Annotated in this window: 10 protein-coding genes, 1 tRNA gene and 2 pseudogenes; 5 read left to right on the top strand and 8 right to left on the bottom strand. The window is 70.9% G+C overall.

The window, feature by feature from the left end:
- The coding region (locus ABZV38_RS36040) for an SDR family oxidoreductase (protein WP_356332668.1) at positions 1–666 on the top strand (666 nt) is incomplete at its 5' end.
- Between the two features lie 179 nt (positions 667–845).
- Here ABZV38_RS36040 and ABZV38_RS36035 read toward each other — a convergent pair.
- From ABZV38_RS36035 to ABZV38_RS36025, 3 genes are all read right to left on the bottom strand, one after another.
- A complete protein-coding gene (locus tag ABZV38_RS36035; RefSeq protein WP_356332666.1) occupies positions 846–2,666 on the bottom strand; it encodes an ABC transporter ATP-binding protein in 1,821 nt (606 codons plus the stop codon).
- 355 nt (positions 2,667–3,021) lie between these two features.
- A complete protein-coding gene (locus ABZV38_RS36030; RefSeq protein ID WP_356332665.1) occupies positions 3,022–4,698 on the bottom strand; it encodes an acyl-CoA dehydrogenase in 1,677 nt (558 codons plus the stop codon).
- Between the two features lie 30 nt (positions 4,699–4,728).
- On the bottom strand, positions 4,729–4,818 hold the full coding sequence (locus ABZV38_RS36025; RefSeq protein ID WP_356332664.1) for an acyl-CoA dehydrogenase N-terminal domain-containing protein: 90 nt from the start codon (positions 4,816–4,818) through the stop codon (positions 4,729–4,731).
- A gap of 254 nt (positions 4,819–5,072) precedes the next feature.
- On the opposite strand from ABZV38_RS36025, the gene ABZV38_RS36020 reads away from it, so the two are divergent.
- Positions 5,073–6,482, top strand: a complete 1,410-nt coding sequence (locus ABZV38_RS36020; protein ID WP_356332663.1) for an alpha/beta hydrolase — start codon at positions 5,073–5,075, stop codon at positions 6,480–6,482.
- Between the two features lie 166 nt (positions 6,483–6,648).
- On the opposite strand, the gene ABZV38_RS36015 is transcribed toward ABZV38_RS36020, so the two are convergent.
- Positions 6,649–6,722, bottom strand: a tRNA-Pro gene (locus ABZV38_RS36015).
- Positions 6,723–6,772: 50 nt separating this feature from the next.
- On the bottom strand, positions 6,773–9,406 hold the full coding sequence (locus tag ABZV38_RS36010) for an AAA family ATPase (protein WP_356332662.1): 2,634 nt from the start codon (positions 9,404–9,406) through the stop codon (positions 6,773–6,775).
- A 108-nt stretch (positions 9,407–9,514) separates the two neighbouring features.
- Between ABZV38_RS36010 and ABZV38_RS36005 the strand changes: the two genes are divergently transcribed.
- Positions 9,515–10,045, top strand: coding sequence for a DUF309 domain-containing protein (locus ABZV38_RS36005; RefSeq protein ID WP_356332661.1), 531 nt, complete (start codon positions 9,515–9,517; stop codon positions 10,043–10,045).
- 89 nt (positions 10,046–10,134) lie between these two features.
- Entirely contained in the window at positions 10,135–10,491 is a 357-nt protein-coding gene (locus ABZV38_RS36000) for a hypothetical protein (protein ID WP_356332660.1), read from the top strand.
- 13 nt (positions 10,492–10,504) lie between these two features.
- Here the strand turns inward: ABZV38_RS36000 and ABZV38_RS35995 are convergent.
- The 3 genes and pseudogenes from ABZV38_RS35995 to ABZV38_RS35985 form a co-directional block, all read right to left on the bottom strand.
- A pseudogene (locus ABZV38_RS35995) lies at positions 10,505–11,766 on the bottom strand (FAD-dependent oxidoreductase).
- Positions 11,763–13,154: an FAD-dependent oxidoreductase gene (locus ABZV38_RS35990; protein WP_356332669.1), complete on the bottom strand. Its 1,392-nt coding sequence runs from the start codon at positions 13,152–13,154 to the stop codon at positions 11,763–11,765. Before ABZV38_RS35990 ends, ABZV38_RS35995 begins: the two are co-directional and overlap by 4 nt.
- 58 nt (positions 13,155–13,212) lie before the next feature.
- Positions 13,213–13,980, bottom strand: a complete 768-nt coding sequence (locus ABZV38_RS35985; RefSeq protein WP_313940326.1) for a sulfite exporter TauE/SafE family protein — start codon at positions 13,978–13,980, stop codon at positions 13,213–13,215.
- 502 nt (positions 13,981–14,482) lie between these two features.
- Here ABZV38_RS35985 and ABZV38_RS35980 point away from each other — a divergent pair.
- Positions 14,483–15,105, top strand: a pseudogene (locus tag ABZV38_RS35980) (IS200/IS605 family accessory protein TnpB-related protein); the annotation flags it as partial.

Genomic DNA, 15,105 nt, shown 5'->3' with positions numbered 1-15,105 from the left:
TTCGGCGAGGCCCGGCAGCCCGGCCAGGGCCAGGACGTCGGCCTCGGTGTGGACCCGGACATGCACCGGCGCGGCCGTGTCGGCGGCCGGTTCGGCCGGCTGGACGTGCTGGTCAACAATGCAGGCGGCTCCCCCGACGCCCTTGCGGCGACCGTGTCGCCGCGGTTCGTCGAGAAGATCGTCGCGCTCAATCTGCTGGCCCCGTTCTACGTGGCGCAGGCGGCGAACCGGATCATGCAGGGCCAGCAGAACGGCGGCTCGGTCATCAACATCGGCAGCGTCTCCGCCCACACCCCGCAGCCGGGCACCGCCGCCTACGCGGCGGCGAAGGCCGGGCTGCTGGCGCTGACCCGGGCGCTGGCCATGGAGTGGGCACCCAAGGTGCGCGTCAACCACATCACGACCGGGCTGATCCGCACCGAGAGCGCGGTGTCGGTGTACGGCGAGGACGGCGGCGCGGCGGTGGCGGGCGTCATTCCGATGCGGCGGATGGCCGTACCGGACGATGTCGCGCGCGCCTGTCTCTATCTGGCCGGCAGCCTCGCTCCGTACATCAACGGCGCCGATCTGGCGGTGCACGGAGGTGGTGAGCTGCCGGCCAGGTTCCTTGCCGCGAAGGGTGGTCGACGTCGAGACTCGCGCCCTGAACCATTCTCGTCCTCTTGAGGATATTGACCCGCCCCCCTTATCGTCTCAATGACGAAAATTGAGGGCGGTCCACAGCCCGAACTGTCCACTCGCGCACAGATCCATGCACACAACGGCCACCAGGAGGTGGTCGGTTTCCCTTCCCGGTCCGGGCGCCGGGGATTGTGCCACCTGCCCGCCCCGTCCCGGGCCCGTGTTCAGTGCAGGTCGGCCCGCGCGGGGCTGTCGTCGAGGAAGCCGCCCGACTGGTGCTTCCACAGCTTCGCGTAGGCGCCGTCCGTCGCGAGCAGCTCCTGGTGCGTGCCCTGCTCGACGATCCGTCCGCGGTCGAGGACGACGAGCTGGTCCATGGTCGCGACCGTGCTCAGCCGGTGCGCCACCACGAGCGCTGTCCGCCCCTCCATGAGCCGCCACAGTGCCTCCTGAACGAGGATCTCGCTCTCGGAGTCCAGGGCGCTGGTCGCCTCGTCGAGCAGCAGGATCGGCGCGTCGCGCAGGATCGCCCTCGCGAGAGCGACCCGCTGGCGCTGTCCGCCGGACAGCTTGACACCGCGCTCGCCCACCATGGTGTCGAAGCCGTCCGGCAGCGCGTCGGCGAACTCCGTGACGTGCGCCGCCTCGGCCGCGCGGCGGATCTCGGCGTCGGTGGCGTCCGGCCGGGCGAACGCGATGTTGTCCCGCAGCGTGCGGTGGAACATCGCCGGGTCCTGCGGCACGCAGGCGATCAGGCTGCGCAGGTCGGCCTGGCACAGCCTGCTGATGTCCTGACCCCCGATCAGGATCCGGCCGGCGTCGATGTCCGTCATCCGCAGCAGCAGCCGGGTGAGCGTGGTCTTGCCCCCGCCGGACCGGCCGACGAGACCGATCTTCGCCCCGCTGTGCACAGCCAGGTCGAGGCCCTCGAACAGCGGCTCCGCTCCCGCGTGGGCGAAGGTCACCTGCTCGAAGCGGACGTCGGCGGCCCGGGACAGCAGCGGCTCCGGCGACGCCGGGTCGAGCACGGTCGGCGGCGTCAGCAGCAGTTCGGTGAACTGCGCGGCCTCCGTCATCGAGCTCTCCAGGCGGCGGTAGATCTGGTTGAACTCGAACATGATCCGCGTCGCGTTGGTGTAGTACGTGAAGGCGACCACGATCGCCTCCACGCCGTTCCCGCCCCCGCCGTGCGCAACGGCGACCGCGAGCAGCAGACCCAGCGCGTTGGTCAGCACAGACATCGGCGCGACCAGCGTGTCGATGCGCAGGTTGCCGTAGTCCCACGACCTCAGCGACAGCCGCCGCGACTCCGCGACGCGGGACCGATGCTCCGCGGCCTCACGCTCCTCGGCGGCGAACGCCCGGACCGTGTCCATGTTCATCAGGCTGTCGGCGACGTGGCCCGAGACCCGGGCAATTGCCTCCTCGCGCTGATCGACGAGCGCCTGGCGGCGACGGATGAGGGGCGTCACGCACAGCGCCGTCAGTGCGATCATCGCCAAGAGCCCGACAACGAGCAGCGGTTCGTAGCGCCACAGCACCACCGACCCGAACACCAGCGGTACGAAGCTGCCCACGACCGAGAACGTCAGCGTGTCGACGAACTCCTCGAAGCGGGAGGCGAAGCTCAGGACCCGCTTGGTCAACGACCCGGCGAAGTTGTCGTGGAAGAACGCCGCGTCCTTGGCGAACAGCTCATCCATGCCGATCACGTACAGGTGCTCGATGCCGAGGGCATCAAGGCGGTTCAGGCAGTGCAGGCCGATGCGCCACAGCGCCTCCGCGAGCAGCAGAATGCCGGCGAAGCCGAGAACATAGGGCAACGTCGAGCCGATGGTGATATCGGCGTCGTCGGCGATTCGGCCGACAAGCTTCGCGACGACCAGCGGCGCGATGTAGCCGATGCCGATGTTGCCCAGCGCCGGCAGCAGCATCGCGGGCACCGTCAGCCGCGGGATCCGGGCTAACTCCCGTCCGTAGTAACGAAGTGCGAGGAGCACCGGGCCCCTGCCCCGAGGAACCTCGGGCGATTCAGGCAATCCCATCCCAACCCCGTATTGTCGTGCGGCCGCCCGCCGTGCGCCTCTCCGGGGAATGCCGCTGCCTCCATGGACGTGCGGAGCTTCGGTTCGCGTGAGTGTCCGCGCTCGGGTCGTCCTCCGACAGGCGGGGCACGACGACGGAGCCCCCGCTCAGATCGCGGCGGCGCCACCGTGCGAGTACGGGCGGGCCAGCTATCCCAGTCTCCCGCGACGGCGGGCGCGGAGTCCAAGCGTTTTTGTCAACCTCCGGCACACCCCACACACGTGCGCCCCCGGCCGGACCCGTGCGGGTCTCCAAGAGTCGCGTGCGGCCTGTCAACAGCACGTCGGAGGATGGCAGCAACCGCGGGTCCGTGGATCAGAACCACTCGGGCCGACTGTCTGCCGCGGTGCGGTCCAGGCTGTCGAGCAGGTCGAACTGCGGTCCCGTCCGCGGGAGTTCCACGCGGAGGAAGTACCGGGCCGCCTGTCGCTTGCCCTCGTGGAAGTCGTCCGCGTTGTCCTTGAGCGCGAGGAACTGCTCCAACCAGATCCAGGCCAGCACCACGTGACCGACGGCTTCCAGGTAGACGGAGGCGTTGGCCAGGGCGGTCGCGGGGTCTCCGGTCGACCACAGCTCGGCGGTGGTGCGCTCGACGCGGGCCACAGCCTGCGCCAACCGGGCGGCCAGCTCGGCCGCCTCGCCGCCTTCCGCCGTGGCGCGGGCGACGGTTGCCGAGAGGGTTTCCAGCAGCAGCCTCAGCCCTGCGCCGCCGTTCATGACGACCTTGCGGCCGAGCAGGTCCAGTCCCTGGATGCCGTGGGTGCCCTCATGGATGGCGTTGAGGCGGTTGTCCCGGTAGAACTGCTCGACGTTGTACTCGCGGGTGTAGCCGTAGCCGCCGTGCACCTGGATGGCGAGGTCGTTGGCGGCCACGCACCACTGCGACGGCCAGCTCTTGGCGATGGGCGTCAGGACGTCCAGCAGCAGCCGGGTGCGGGCGCGCTCGGGCGCCTGCTCGGCGGTGCGCTCCTCGTCGAGCAGGCGGCTGCAGTAGAGGCTGAGCGCGAGGGCGCCCTCCACATAGCTCTTCTGTGCCAGCAGCATCCTGCGTACGTCGGCGTGCTCGATGATGGGGACCTGCGGGGCGTTCGCGTCCTTGCCCGTCAGCGGGCGGCCCTGCGGGCGGGTGCGGGCGTAGTCGAGGGCATGCAGATAGCCGGTGTAGCCGAGCGCCGTGGCTCCGAGTCCGACGCCGATGCGGGCCTCGTTCATCATGTGGAACATGTACGCCAGCCCGTGGTGGGCCTCGCCCACGAGGAAGCCCACCGCGCCCGGGGCGCCGGCCGGGGTGTACCGGCCCTCGCCGAAGTTGAGCAGGGTGTTGGTGGTACCGCGGTAGCCCATCTTGTGGTTGAGGCCGGCCGGCACCACGTCGTTGCGCTCGCCCAGGTCTCCGTCCGGCTCGACCAGGAACTTGGGCACGATGAACAGCGAGATGCCCTTCACGCCCGTCGGCCCACCGGGGATCCTGGCCAGCACCAGGTGGACGATGTTCTCGCTGAGCTCGTGGTCGCCACCGGAGATCCACATCTTGGTGCCGGTGATCCGGTACGTACCGTCGTCCTGCGGCACCGCCCGGGTGGTGATGTCGGCCAGCGAGGAGCCGGCCTGCGGCTCCGAGAGGCACATGGTGCCGAAGAAGCGGCCCTCGATCATGGGCCGCACGTAGGTGTCGACCTGCTCCTTGCTGCCGTGCGACAGGAGCAGGTTGGCATTGCCGATGGTGAGGAACGGATACGCGGCGGTGCCGACATTGGCGGCTTGGAACCAGGCCGTGCAGGCATTGGCGACCACGGTGGGCAGCTGCTGTCCGCCGACCTCGTAGTCCATGGCGGCGCCGGTCAGGCCTGCCTCGGCGAAGACCCGCAGCGCCTGCTTGACCTCCGGAATGATGTGCACCCGCTCGCCGTCGAAGCGGGGCTCCTCGGCGTCGTTCTTCTTGTTGTGCGTGGCGAAGTGCCGGGTCGCGATGGCCTCACCGAGGTCCAGCACCGCGTCGAAGGTGTCCCGGTCGTGGTCGGCTTAGCGGGGGCGCCGGGTCAGGGCCGTGACGTCCAGCCAGTCGTGGAGCAGGAAGTCCAGGTCGCGGCGGGAGAGCAGCAGGGAGTCCATGGGAAGGGGTCCGATCGGGGTGGGCGGCGGAAACGGGTACGGGCAGGCGTCCGAGCGGCGGTTCAGACGGTGGCGCTGATGCGGCCGGCGACGGGGATCAACGGATACTAAGCGGTCGCTTAGAACGCGTCAACCAATCCGCCGTCGGGCTCCGCTCCCCAGGCCGAGGCCCTCGATGGCAAGCAGGCTGTTCGGGGGAACGGCCGGTGTCGTGCAGCGAGGTGCCGGGACCGAGGCTCTTACGGTCGGCTGGTATGACGCACGTATCGAAGGACGCAGCCAACCCCAGTCGGCGGACCGCGCTCACCGGCCTCGCCAGTGGGGCAGGGGTTCTGCTGGCAGCGGGCTGTACGCCCATGGGCGGAACTTCCGCACAAGGGCCCACACCCAGTCGTGCGGGGCCGGACACCGGCTCCGCGGCCGGTGCCACGCCCGGGGTGATGACCCTCTTCAAGGATCCGGGGTTCAACTTCAACGGGCTCCTCGCGCTCGGCGCGGCGGGCCAGGGCTCCGGCGAAGTGGGCGAGGTGCTCACCGCCGTGAACGAGATCAACAAGGCCGGACTTTCCGCGCAGACGTATGTCGCGACCTTCAAGAACCTCGGTGATCAGCTGATGGGGGCGTCCGTCGGCAGCAAGGCCGGGACGGAGACGACGCGCCTTCGTGCGCTGCGGGCATCGCAGTACTACGGCCAGGCGCTGTTCTTCGTCCTCGGCTCCGACGACCCCGGCGGCGAGGAGCGGCTGTACACGTCCGGGCGCCGCGGCTGGGACACGTTCTGCAGGCTGTCCGACCCGCCCCCGGTGACGGCAGACGTTCCGTATGGGAGCACGCCGCTTCCTGTCTGGCTCTTCCGGCCGGACGACTCCGGCGAGCGACGCCCCACCGTGATCCTCACCAACGGCAGCGACGGACAGAACGTCGACATGTGGACCTATGGCGTCCAGGCGGCGCTGGAGCGTGGCTGGAACGCCCTCGTGTACGACGGACCGGGCCAGGGGCAGTTGCTCTTCGTGGATCGCGTGGTCTTCACGCCGCGCTGGGAAACGGTGGTCACTCCCCTCGTCGACTGGCTGGTCGCCCGCTCCGATGTGGACGCCGACAGGATCGCCCTGACCGGGCTGAGCATGGCGGGCGACCTGGCACCGCGGGCCGCTGCCTTCGAGGACAGGATCGCCGCCCTGGTGGCGATGCCCGGCGTGCTGGCTCCCTGGCTGGGTTTCCCTCCGGAGATCCGGAAGATCCTCACCCCGGACAAGGAGGAGACGAACAACATCTGGAACAAGCAGGTCGTCCCCCAGTTGACTCCGGCCGAGGCCGCGACACTGAAGAAGCGGTTCGAACCCTTCTCCGTGCCGGCGATGCTCGCTGCCCGCGACGGGAAGATGTTCACGGACTTCTACACCCCCGCCGAGCTGATCAAGTCGCTCGACATCACGAACGTCGTAGGGCGCATCAGGACGCCCACGCTGGTCCTGGACTACGACTACGAGCAGTTCTATCCGGGGCAGCCGCGCCAGATGTTCGACAAGCTGACGTCCCCCAAGGACTACGTGAAGCTCACCGTGGCGACCGGCGCGCAGCTGCACTGCTCCCCGATGGCCCCGCAGCAGCACTGCGAAGTCGTCTTCGACTGGCTGCAGGAGACGTTGCCCGGGCGCTGACCTCCGCCCGCGGCGGCCGGTGTTGCCGGCGATGAGCGCCTGACGTTGTTCGGCCGTGTGATCGAGGTCCATCGCGCGGGACCGGTCCCCAGCCGGTCCCCGAAAACGACCGAGGGGCCGTCTCAGATTCCTCTGAAACGGCTCCTCGACCAGCGACTTCGAAAAGTCGGGACGACAGGATTTGAACCTGCGACCCCTTGACCCCCAGTCAAGTGCGCTACCAAGCTGCGCCACGTCCCGCTGCGATTCCCCCCGGTGTTCCCGGGTGGCCGCGCAGGGCAAACATTACCTCACTCCAAGGATCGGATCGACGCCCGTGCCTGGTGGGCGCGGGTCGCGAGGGACTCGGCGCCGCACGCGGTGGCCAGTTTCTCCGCCCGGGCGAGCTCCCTCGGAGAGCGGATCGCGATGCCGTAGTCGAAGCGGGCCAGTGCGTGTTCGTACGCGGACGGGGAGGCCTCCAGGTGCCGGACCGCGTCGGCCAGCAGGTGCTGGGCGTCCTCGGGGCGGGCGAACAGGGAGACGCAGCGCAGCGCCTCACCGATCGCGGTCTCCGTGCCGAACCGCTCCGCGTGCACCCGGGCCGAGCTCGCGAGTTGGGCGGCGCGGGCCGGCTCGTCGTCGGCCAGGGCGCGGGCGAGATCGCCGGCCCAGGGGGCCCAGATGCCGTTGAACCTGCCGCGCGGTTCGAGCGCGTGGCCGGCGGCTTCGAGTTCGGTGACGGCCTCGTTCGTACGGCCTTCGGCGAGCAGGAGCCGGCCACGGACGCTCGGTGCGTCCGGCATGACCATCGCGCTGGGATAGGGCATCCCGAAGTTGTACCGGTCAGCTATCGTACGGGCCTCGGTGACCCGGCCCCGGGCCAGCAGCGTGTCGATGAGCAGGCAGACGGCGATCCAGTTGACGGGCAGGCCGCTGCCCACACGGTCGGCGAGCCGCAGTCCTTCGCGCAGGAAGCCCTCCGCCTCGGCGAGTCGGCCGCGACGGCGGTGGACCAGGCCGAGGAAGGTGTGCGCGAACGCGAGGTGGGCGCCGCTCCAGCCGGAGATCTCGAAGGCGCGCACCGCCTCGCTGAAGAGTTCCTCGGCCCGGTCGAGCTGGTCGGTGAAGGCATAGGTGATGCCAACCAGGTTGGGGAACTCGAAGCCCCATTCGGTGTCGGTCCAGCCGAGACCACGGGCGGGGCGGCCGTCGACCAGGGCGCGTTCGCAGAGGTCGACGACGAGCTGGGAATCCTCGCCCCGGAGCATGGCGTCGAAGGCGCGCAGCGTGAGCAGGGCGCGTTCGGCGTTGTCGCGGCCGGTGAGGTGGTCGGCGTTGCCGGCGAGCCTGCGGGAGCGGCCGGGGCCGTCGTCCTCGGCGGCCTGAATGCCCTCCCACAGGAAGTGCGCGGCCTGGAGCCGCATCCGGCCCGGTCCGGGGGCGGTGCGCCCGGTCTCGGCGGCGAGAGCCAGTGCCGCTTCCTTCAGCTGATTGTTGTGGGAGAGGGCCGCGGCCAGCCGGAAGGTGGCGTCGACCCGTACGTCGTCATCGAGTCCGGGCAGATCGAGGGCGGCGCGCAGATGCTGGACGGTGGTGGGCGGGGAGCTGAGCAGCGTGGCGCAGCCCAGTTCGTACAGGAGTGTGGCGCGCACCTGGCGGCGCGGCGGTTCCCGGAGGGCTCGCTCCAGGCAGCGGCGCGCGGCCTCGGGTGCGCCGACGGCGAGGTGCTGACCGGCTGCCTCACGGAGTTGCTCGACCAGTTCCTGGTCGTCGTCCGGGTGGACTTCGAGGAGGTGGCGGGAGGCGGCTGCGGCGCCGAGTCCGGCCCTCGTGATCGCCCAGGCGGCCCGGCCGTGCATGGCGGTGCGGGTGGCCGGCGGGATGGAACGGTAGACGGCGGTGGCAATCAGCGGGTGGACGAATTCGAGCGGGTCGAAGCCGCTGACGATACGGGCGTCGCGCAGCCGTGCGGTGCAGTCGGCGGCCTCGGCGGGGCTCATCCCGGCGAGGGTGGCGCCGAGGTCCTGGGAGATATCGGTGCCGAGGACGGCGGCGGCCCAGGCGAACCGGTTGGCGTTGGTGCCGAGTCGTTCGAGCCGGGCGACGAGTCCGCTGCCGCGCGCGGAGGCGCCGAGCTCGCGCAGGAGTCCGGCCGACTCCTCCAGGGGCGGCAGTTCGCGGTCCTGCACCTTGGCGACGAGTTCGACCGCTTCGTACGGGTTGCCGCCGGTGACGGCCCACACCTCGCGGCAGAACGGATCGTCGGAGTGGTCACCGAGCCCCGCCCTGACCAGTTCGGCAGTGGCGTCGGGGGTGAGCGCGCGCAGCGCGACCCGGACCTGCGCCGGGTGTCCACCGCCGTTGCCGAGCTCCGTCTTCCGCGCCGCCAGCTCGTCCGGGCGGTGCGCCTGGACGACCAGGACGGGCAGTTCGCCGAGGCGCGTGGTGAACGAGGCCAGCCAGGCGAGGGATTCGCCGTCCGCCCAGTGCGCGTCGTCGATGATCAGCAGCAGCGGACGGTGGCTCAGCCGTGAGGCGAGCCGCGAGACGACCCAGTCGATCCCGTCCCGCACACCCTGCGGATCGGGCTGCGGGCCGGTGGGCTCGGCGAGCCCGAGGGCGGGCGCGGCGATCTCGTACCAGGCCCCGAACAGACTTCTCACCTCGTCGGCCGGGAGCTGATCGAGGGCGGGCTGCAGCAGCTGGCGTACGACGTGGAACGGTACGGACGTGACTGTCTCGCCGCCGCGCGCGGACCAGACGGTGCAGCGGTCCGCCGCCACGGTCTCGATCTCGGCGAGCAGCGCGGTCTTGCCGATGCCTGCCTCGCCACTGAAGATCAACAGCCCGCCGGCGGCCTGGGCGCCGCACAGGGCATCCACGGCTTGCGCGGCGGCAGTGAGTTCCGGTTCGCGCTCGTACAGCGGCCGGGACGGCTTCATGCCTACCCTCCCCAAAGTGGTACGGATGACTGCCGAGACTAGTCGTGCGCGGGGGCCCACCGACAGTGGTTCGGACAGTTCGTCGCAGGTGCGGGGCACAATCGAGGGGTGGACGAGACTCGCAGGGACCGCGACGCCGAGGGCCGGGCGCGCAACGCGCGCCCGCGGGACGGGCTGGGTCGCCCGCTGCCGTACGGGGCGCCGGGGGTTGAGCGGCAGCCCGAGGGGGTGATCCGCTCCCCCGACGAGACGCTGCGGGAAGCGCAGCGGCTACTGGACGCGGGGATGCCGTTCCATGCGCACGAGGTGTTCGAGGATGCGTGGAAGTCGGGCCCGGAGGAGGAACGGGAGTTGTGGCGCGGGCTGGCACAGCTTGCGGTGGGGCTGACGCACGCGGCGCGCGGCAATACGACGGGCGGGGCGCGGCTGTTGCGACGGGGCGCGGCGGCGCTCGCGGAGTGCGCGCGGTCCGGCGGGTTCGCGGAGCCCGGGGAGTTCGGGGACGCGGTGCCGTACGGGCTCGGGGTCCGCGGACTGATCAACTGGGCGCAGGAGCTGGCCGGGCGGGTGGAGGCGGCTGACGGGCAGGCGGTGGATGCGGCCGAGGAGGCGCCGTGTCTGCGGCCGGAGCGCCGGTAGACCGGTGAGCCGGTCGGCTGCGATCGTTTTCGGCTCCCCTCGCCCGGACGGGCGAACACGGCGCCGCGAAGCTATTACCATCCCGCGTCATGAGCACTTCTGACCAGGACCAGTCCGTGGACACCCCGATACCCGCCCCCGACGGCGGTACGGCGGCCGACGACGAGGTAGAGGTTGAGGCCGGGGACCGCAGACTGACGCCACGTCAGGCGAGACGGCTGCGGATCGCCCTCTCCTCCGTCGGCATGGTGGCCATGGCGGTCGTGCTCGGGCTGCGGATCGCGAGCCGGTCGTCCGTTCTGGTGGTCGGGGTGTACGGGCTTGCGCTGATCCTGTGCGGGGTCGTGATCGAGCTCAGCCGCAACGGCCGGACCCGACTGGGCAGTTGGCTGCTGGCCATCGGTCTGGTGGCGGCGATCGGTTCGGACTGGCTGCTGATCCCCTGACGCCCGTCGGGGATCAGAGCGCCGTGATCCGCACGGTTCCGCCGTGCGGGTCCACCCGCCCGAGCCAGTCGGCCCGCAGCCGGAAGGGCCGGTTCGGTACGGCGGGCAGCAGCAGTCGCTCCCGGTGGAGTACGTGTCCGTCCTGGCCGACGACGAGGAGCGGGCGCGACAGCCGCCGGGCGGTGCGCAGGGTGAAGCGGTCGTGGAGCGGGCGGCTGCCGTCCAGGGCGACCAGGTTCGGCGCGATCCACTCCAGCGGGGCTTCGACGACGAGCGCCGGACGGCCGGTCGGCCAGGGCTCCGCTGCCAGGTGTCGCAGTACGGGAGCCGCCACGGCCCGGCCCTCGGCCGCGGCGGTCCCCGCGCTCTCCACGGCGTGCAGCAGATTGCCGACGGCGAAGACACCGGTCGCCCGGGTGCGGTACGAGGCGTCGTACGCGGGACCACGGGTGCCGGGGTCCAGGCTCGCCCCGCCGCGCCGGGCCAGCTCGTGGTCGGGGATCCAGTCGCCGGTGAAGACGACGGTGTCGCAGGGCAGGGTCGTGGTCCGGCCGTCGCGGTGGCGCAGTGAGACTCCGGTGAGCCGTTCCCGGCCGGTGAGGCCGGTGAGGCCGGTGAGGCCGGTGAGGCCGGTGACGGTGGCGTGGGTGAGGAGCGGTGTGCGGTGCCGTACGCGCACCGGGGCAACGGGGACCAGGGACGGCGGCTGGTCGGTGACCAGGGCGACCACGTCGAGGCCGGCCACCCTCAGCGTGTCGGCCGCGGCGTGGCTGACGGGTTCGTTGCCGATGACGACTGCTCGCGTACCGATCCGCTGCCGGAAGAGGTGGACGGCCTGCTGCAGTTCTCCGGTGGTGTAGACGCCGGGCGGGCGGGTGCCCGGGACGAGCCGGGCGCTGCGCGGGCGTTCGCGCGCGCCGGTGGCGAGGACGACGGCGCGCGCGGTGATGCGTTCGAGTCCAGTGGGTCCGGTGGTGTCGAGGGTGCGGGGTCCGTCCTGCCGGTGACGGTGACGGAGGTACGGAGGATGGCTCCGGCCCGGACGGCCGCGGCCACGCACTGCCGCGCGTACACGGGCCCGATGGCCCCTCCCCCGACGCGGCCGGCACCGAATCCGCCGTGGAAGCAGTGGCGCGGGATGCCGCCCGCGGCCTGTTCGCGTTCCAGGATCTCGACGTGGCCCGCGCCGGATGCGGAGAGTTCGGCCCCGGCGCCGAGGCCGGCCGGTCCCGCCCCGACGACCAGGACGTCGACGGTCCGCTCGCGCCGGGTCATGGCCGGGCCTCCTCGATCAGGGCACGGACCGCGGCCCCGCAGTAAAACCCCTGGCAGCGTCCGCCGCCGGCCCGGGTCCGGCGCCGCAGCCCGTCCTTCGACCGCGCCGGGATCGTACTGGTCAGCGCGTCCCGGATCTCGCCCGCGGAGACCCGTTCGCAGTGGCAGACGAGGGTGCCGTAGGCCGGATCGGCGGCGATCAGCTCCGCCCGCCGGTACGGGCGGGGGAAGGCCTCACCGAGCTGGGGCATGGTCAGCGGCGGCAGGTCGGTCGGCGCACCCAGGTCGAGGCCGGTGCCGGCGAGCAGTTCGGTGACGTACGCGGCGATGGCCATGGAGGCGGTGAGGCCGGTGGAGCGGATACCGCCGACGGCGACGTACCGCTGGTCGGGGTAGGCCCGGATGCGGTAGTCCTCGTGGCCGGTGGCGGCGCGCAGTCCGGCGTACACGGCCGTGACCTCCTCGTCGAGCAGCCCGGGCAGGATCCGGCGGCCCTTCTCGCGCAGGAGTGCCAGGCCGTCGGCGCTGGATCCGGTGGCGGTCTTGTCGTCGAGCTCTTCGGCGGTCGGGCCGAGCAGGACGTTGCCGAAGACGGTCGGTGCCACCAGGACACCCTTGCCGGCCTCGGTGGGTACCGGGAGCAGGATGTGGTCGGCGAGGTCGCGGGCGAGCTTGTCGAAGACGATGAGCTGGCCGCGGCGCGGAGTCACGGTGAAGGCGTCGTGGCCGAGTTGGCGGTCGAGTTCATCGGCGTACAGACCGGCGGCGTTGATCAGGTGGCGGGTGCGCAGCGGGCCGCGTGTGGTGGTGAGGGTGTGGACGTCCTGACCGCTGTCGATCTGCTGGACCCGGCAGTTGAGGTGGCGATGGACTCCGGCGCGCACGGCCTGGGTGGCGTACGCGAGGGGTGTCGTCCAGGGGCAGATGATGCTCTCGTCGGGGATCTCCGGCGCGCCGAGCGCGCCCGGGCCCAGATGGGGTTCACGGGCGCGCAGTTCGTCGGCGTCGATGATGCGCGCCGCGCGGTAGTCGTTGCGTTCCGCCTTCGCCGACAGCGCGGGAAGTGCGGCGAGCTGTTCCTCGTCCCAGGCGACGAGGAGGACGCCGACGCGCTCGACCGGGATGCCGGTCGCGGCCGCGTACGCGGCGAGTCTGCGTCGGCCGTCGCGCACGAGGCGGGCTTGCAGCGAGCCCGGCACGGCGTCGAAACCGGTGTGCAGGATCGCGGTGTTGGCCTTCGACGTGCCGTTGCCGATGTCGTCGGATCCGTCGACGAGGGCGGTACGGAGCCGGTAGCGGGCCAGTTCGCGGGCGATGGCGGTGCCGACGACTCCTGCGCCGATGACGGTGACGTCGTACGTCGTCGCATCCCCTCCGCCGTTACGCAGGCTGTGGGCCAGGGCCCCGGCCCCGTGCGGGAGGGCCTTGCCGTGCCGCCGGGTGCGGTCAGCCCACGAGCAGCTGGAGGCCGCCGAGCACGGTCGCGCCGATCACCAGTCGTTCGAAGAGCTTCTGGTTGATCCGGTCCACGCACTTGCGACCGATATAGGCGCCGGGAATGACGAACAGCAACATCGCGGCGTCCAGCAGCAGCGACTGGGCATCGATGAGGCCGAGGCCCACGCTGAACGGCACCTTGGAGGTGTTGACGATCAGGAAGAACCACGCCGACGTACCAAGGAAGCCGAGCTTCCTGAAACCGGCGGAGAGCAGATAGAGCGACATCACGGGGCCGCCCGCGTTGGCGACCATGGTGGTGAAGCCGCCGAGCACTCCGTACGAACGGGCCTTGAGCCGGCCCGTCCGGGACGGGCGGCCGGACTCCTCCGGAGGTTCCTTGCCCTCCGCGCCGGAACGGCGCCGCCAGACGGTGACGCCTGCCATGAAGAGCAGAATCGCGCCGATCGATGTCCTTACCGCATCGTCGTCGGCCCACATCATGAAGAGCGTGCCGGCCACCACGCCCACGGCAACGGCGGGGAACAGCCGCAGCAGCGTCGGCCAGTGCGCGTGTCTGCGGTAGGTGAGGACGGCGAGCACATCGCCCGCGATGAGGATCGGGAGCAGTACCCCGGTGGACTCGCGGGCCGGGAGTACGGCCGCGAAGACCGCGAGACTGATCGTATTGGCACCGCTGACGGCCGTCTTGGAGAAGCCTACGAGTGCGGATGCCGCGGCCAGCGCCGCCAGTTGCCAGAGTGTGAGGGTGTCCATGCCAGGAACAGATGGTAGTCGCATCCATTTTCGGGCCGCGACCCGAACCTCGCACTCAACGCCCAGCTTTGCACCGATCGATCCGATGTGTTTCACACGCCCCCCTCCCCCGCCGGCGTAACTGTCCATAGATCCCCGGCAGCTGTTCCTCGGAGCGCGATCTCGGCGAGCGCCTGAACGCGGGCAAGGCCAAGGGCATCAGGATCATGCCGCACATGACCGACGATCCGCAGTAGCACAACGAGGTGCCAGGAGTGCAGACGCTCAACTCGAACGCGTACTCCGCGTACAAGGGCGAGAAGGTCGACCTGACAACGCGCGAGGGGTTGTGAGCTGGTGTCGCTTTGCTGAGCTGAAGTGAGTGGTGGTGAGCGGGAGTGAGTCCTGTCGGTGGGTTTGTGGGGGTGGGAACGGGAGTTCTGAGGCCGAATGAGTGACCTTGGTGGCTGTTGCTCGTTGGGCTGGGTGGCAGGTGTCCGGCCTTGAGGGCGGGGGTGATGTGGTGGGTGGTTTGCGGAAGCCGGCGGCGTCCTTCGTGGTGCCCGGGCCTTGCGGGGTGGCGGTCCGGGACCGTCTGGGGCACCTCACACCTCAGGACGAGATGGTGCTGCGCGCGGTCGGTGCGCACCAGGGCGCGCTGGCTTCCCGTGATCTCAAGACCCGCTGTGCGGAGGGTCTGGAGCACGGTGCGGAGACCTGGGCGTCGCGTAAGCGGGAGCTGACCGGGGTGTCGTCGTCGCGGATCGCGGGGGCGATCACGAAGGCCACGCACGATCAGTGGGCGCTCGCGCGCCGTTGCCAGGCGGCGTATATCCAGAACCGGGAGGCCGGGATCAAGACGTTGCGGCACCGGCTGTCCCTCCCGCTCGGGGAGAGGGGCACCAAGCGCGCGGCGGGTGGTTACCGGTCGAAGAGCGAGTGGTTCCGCAAGTCCCGCCGCCTAGCGGCGCTGGAGGCGCGGCACACGGCGGCTGTCGCCGACCGGCAGGCCGGACGGGTGCGGGTGGTGAGGGGCGGTAAACGTCTCCTCAACACCCGCCACCACCTCACCGAGGCCCGGCTCACCGAGGAGCAGTGGCGGGAGCGGTGGGAGGCGGGACGGTTCGTCGCTGCTGATGGTGAGTC

Source organism: Streptomyces sp. NPDC005181, assembly GCF_040608395.1.
In the GTDB taxonomy this organism is placed as follows: domain Bacteria; phylum Actinomycetota; class Actinomycetes; order Streptomycetales; family Streptomycetaceae; genus Streptomyces.
This window is presented reverse-complemented; position numbering and strand designations above follow the sequence as displayed.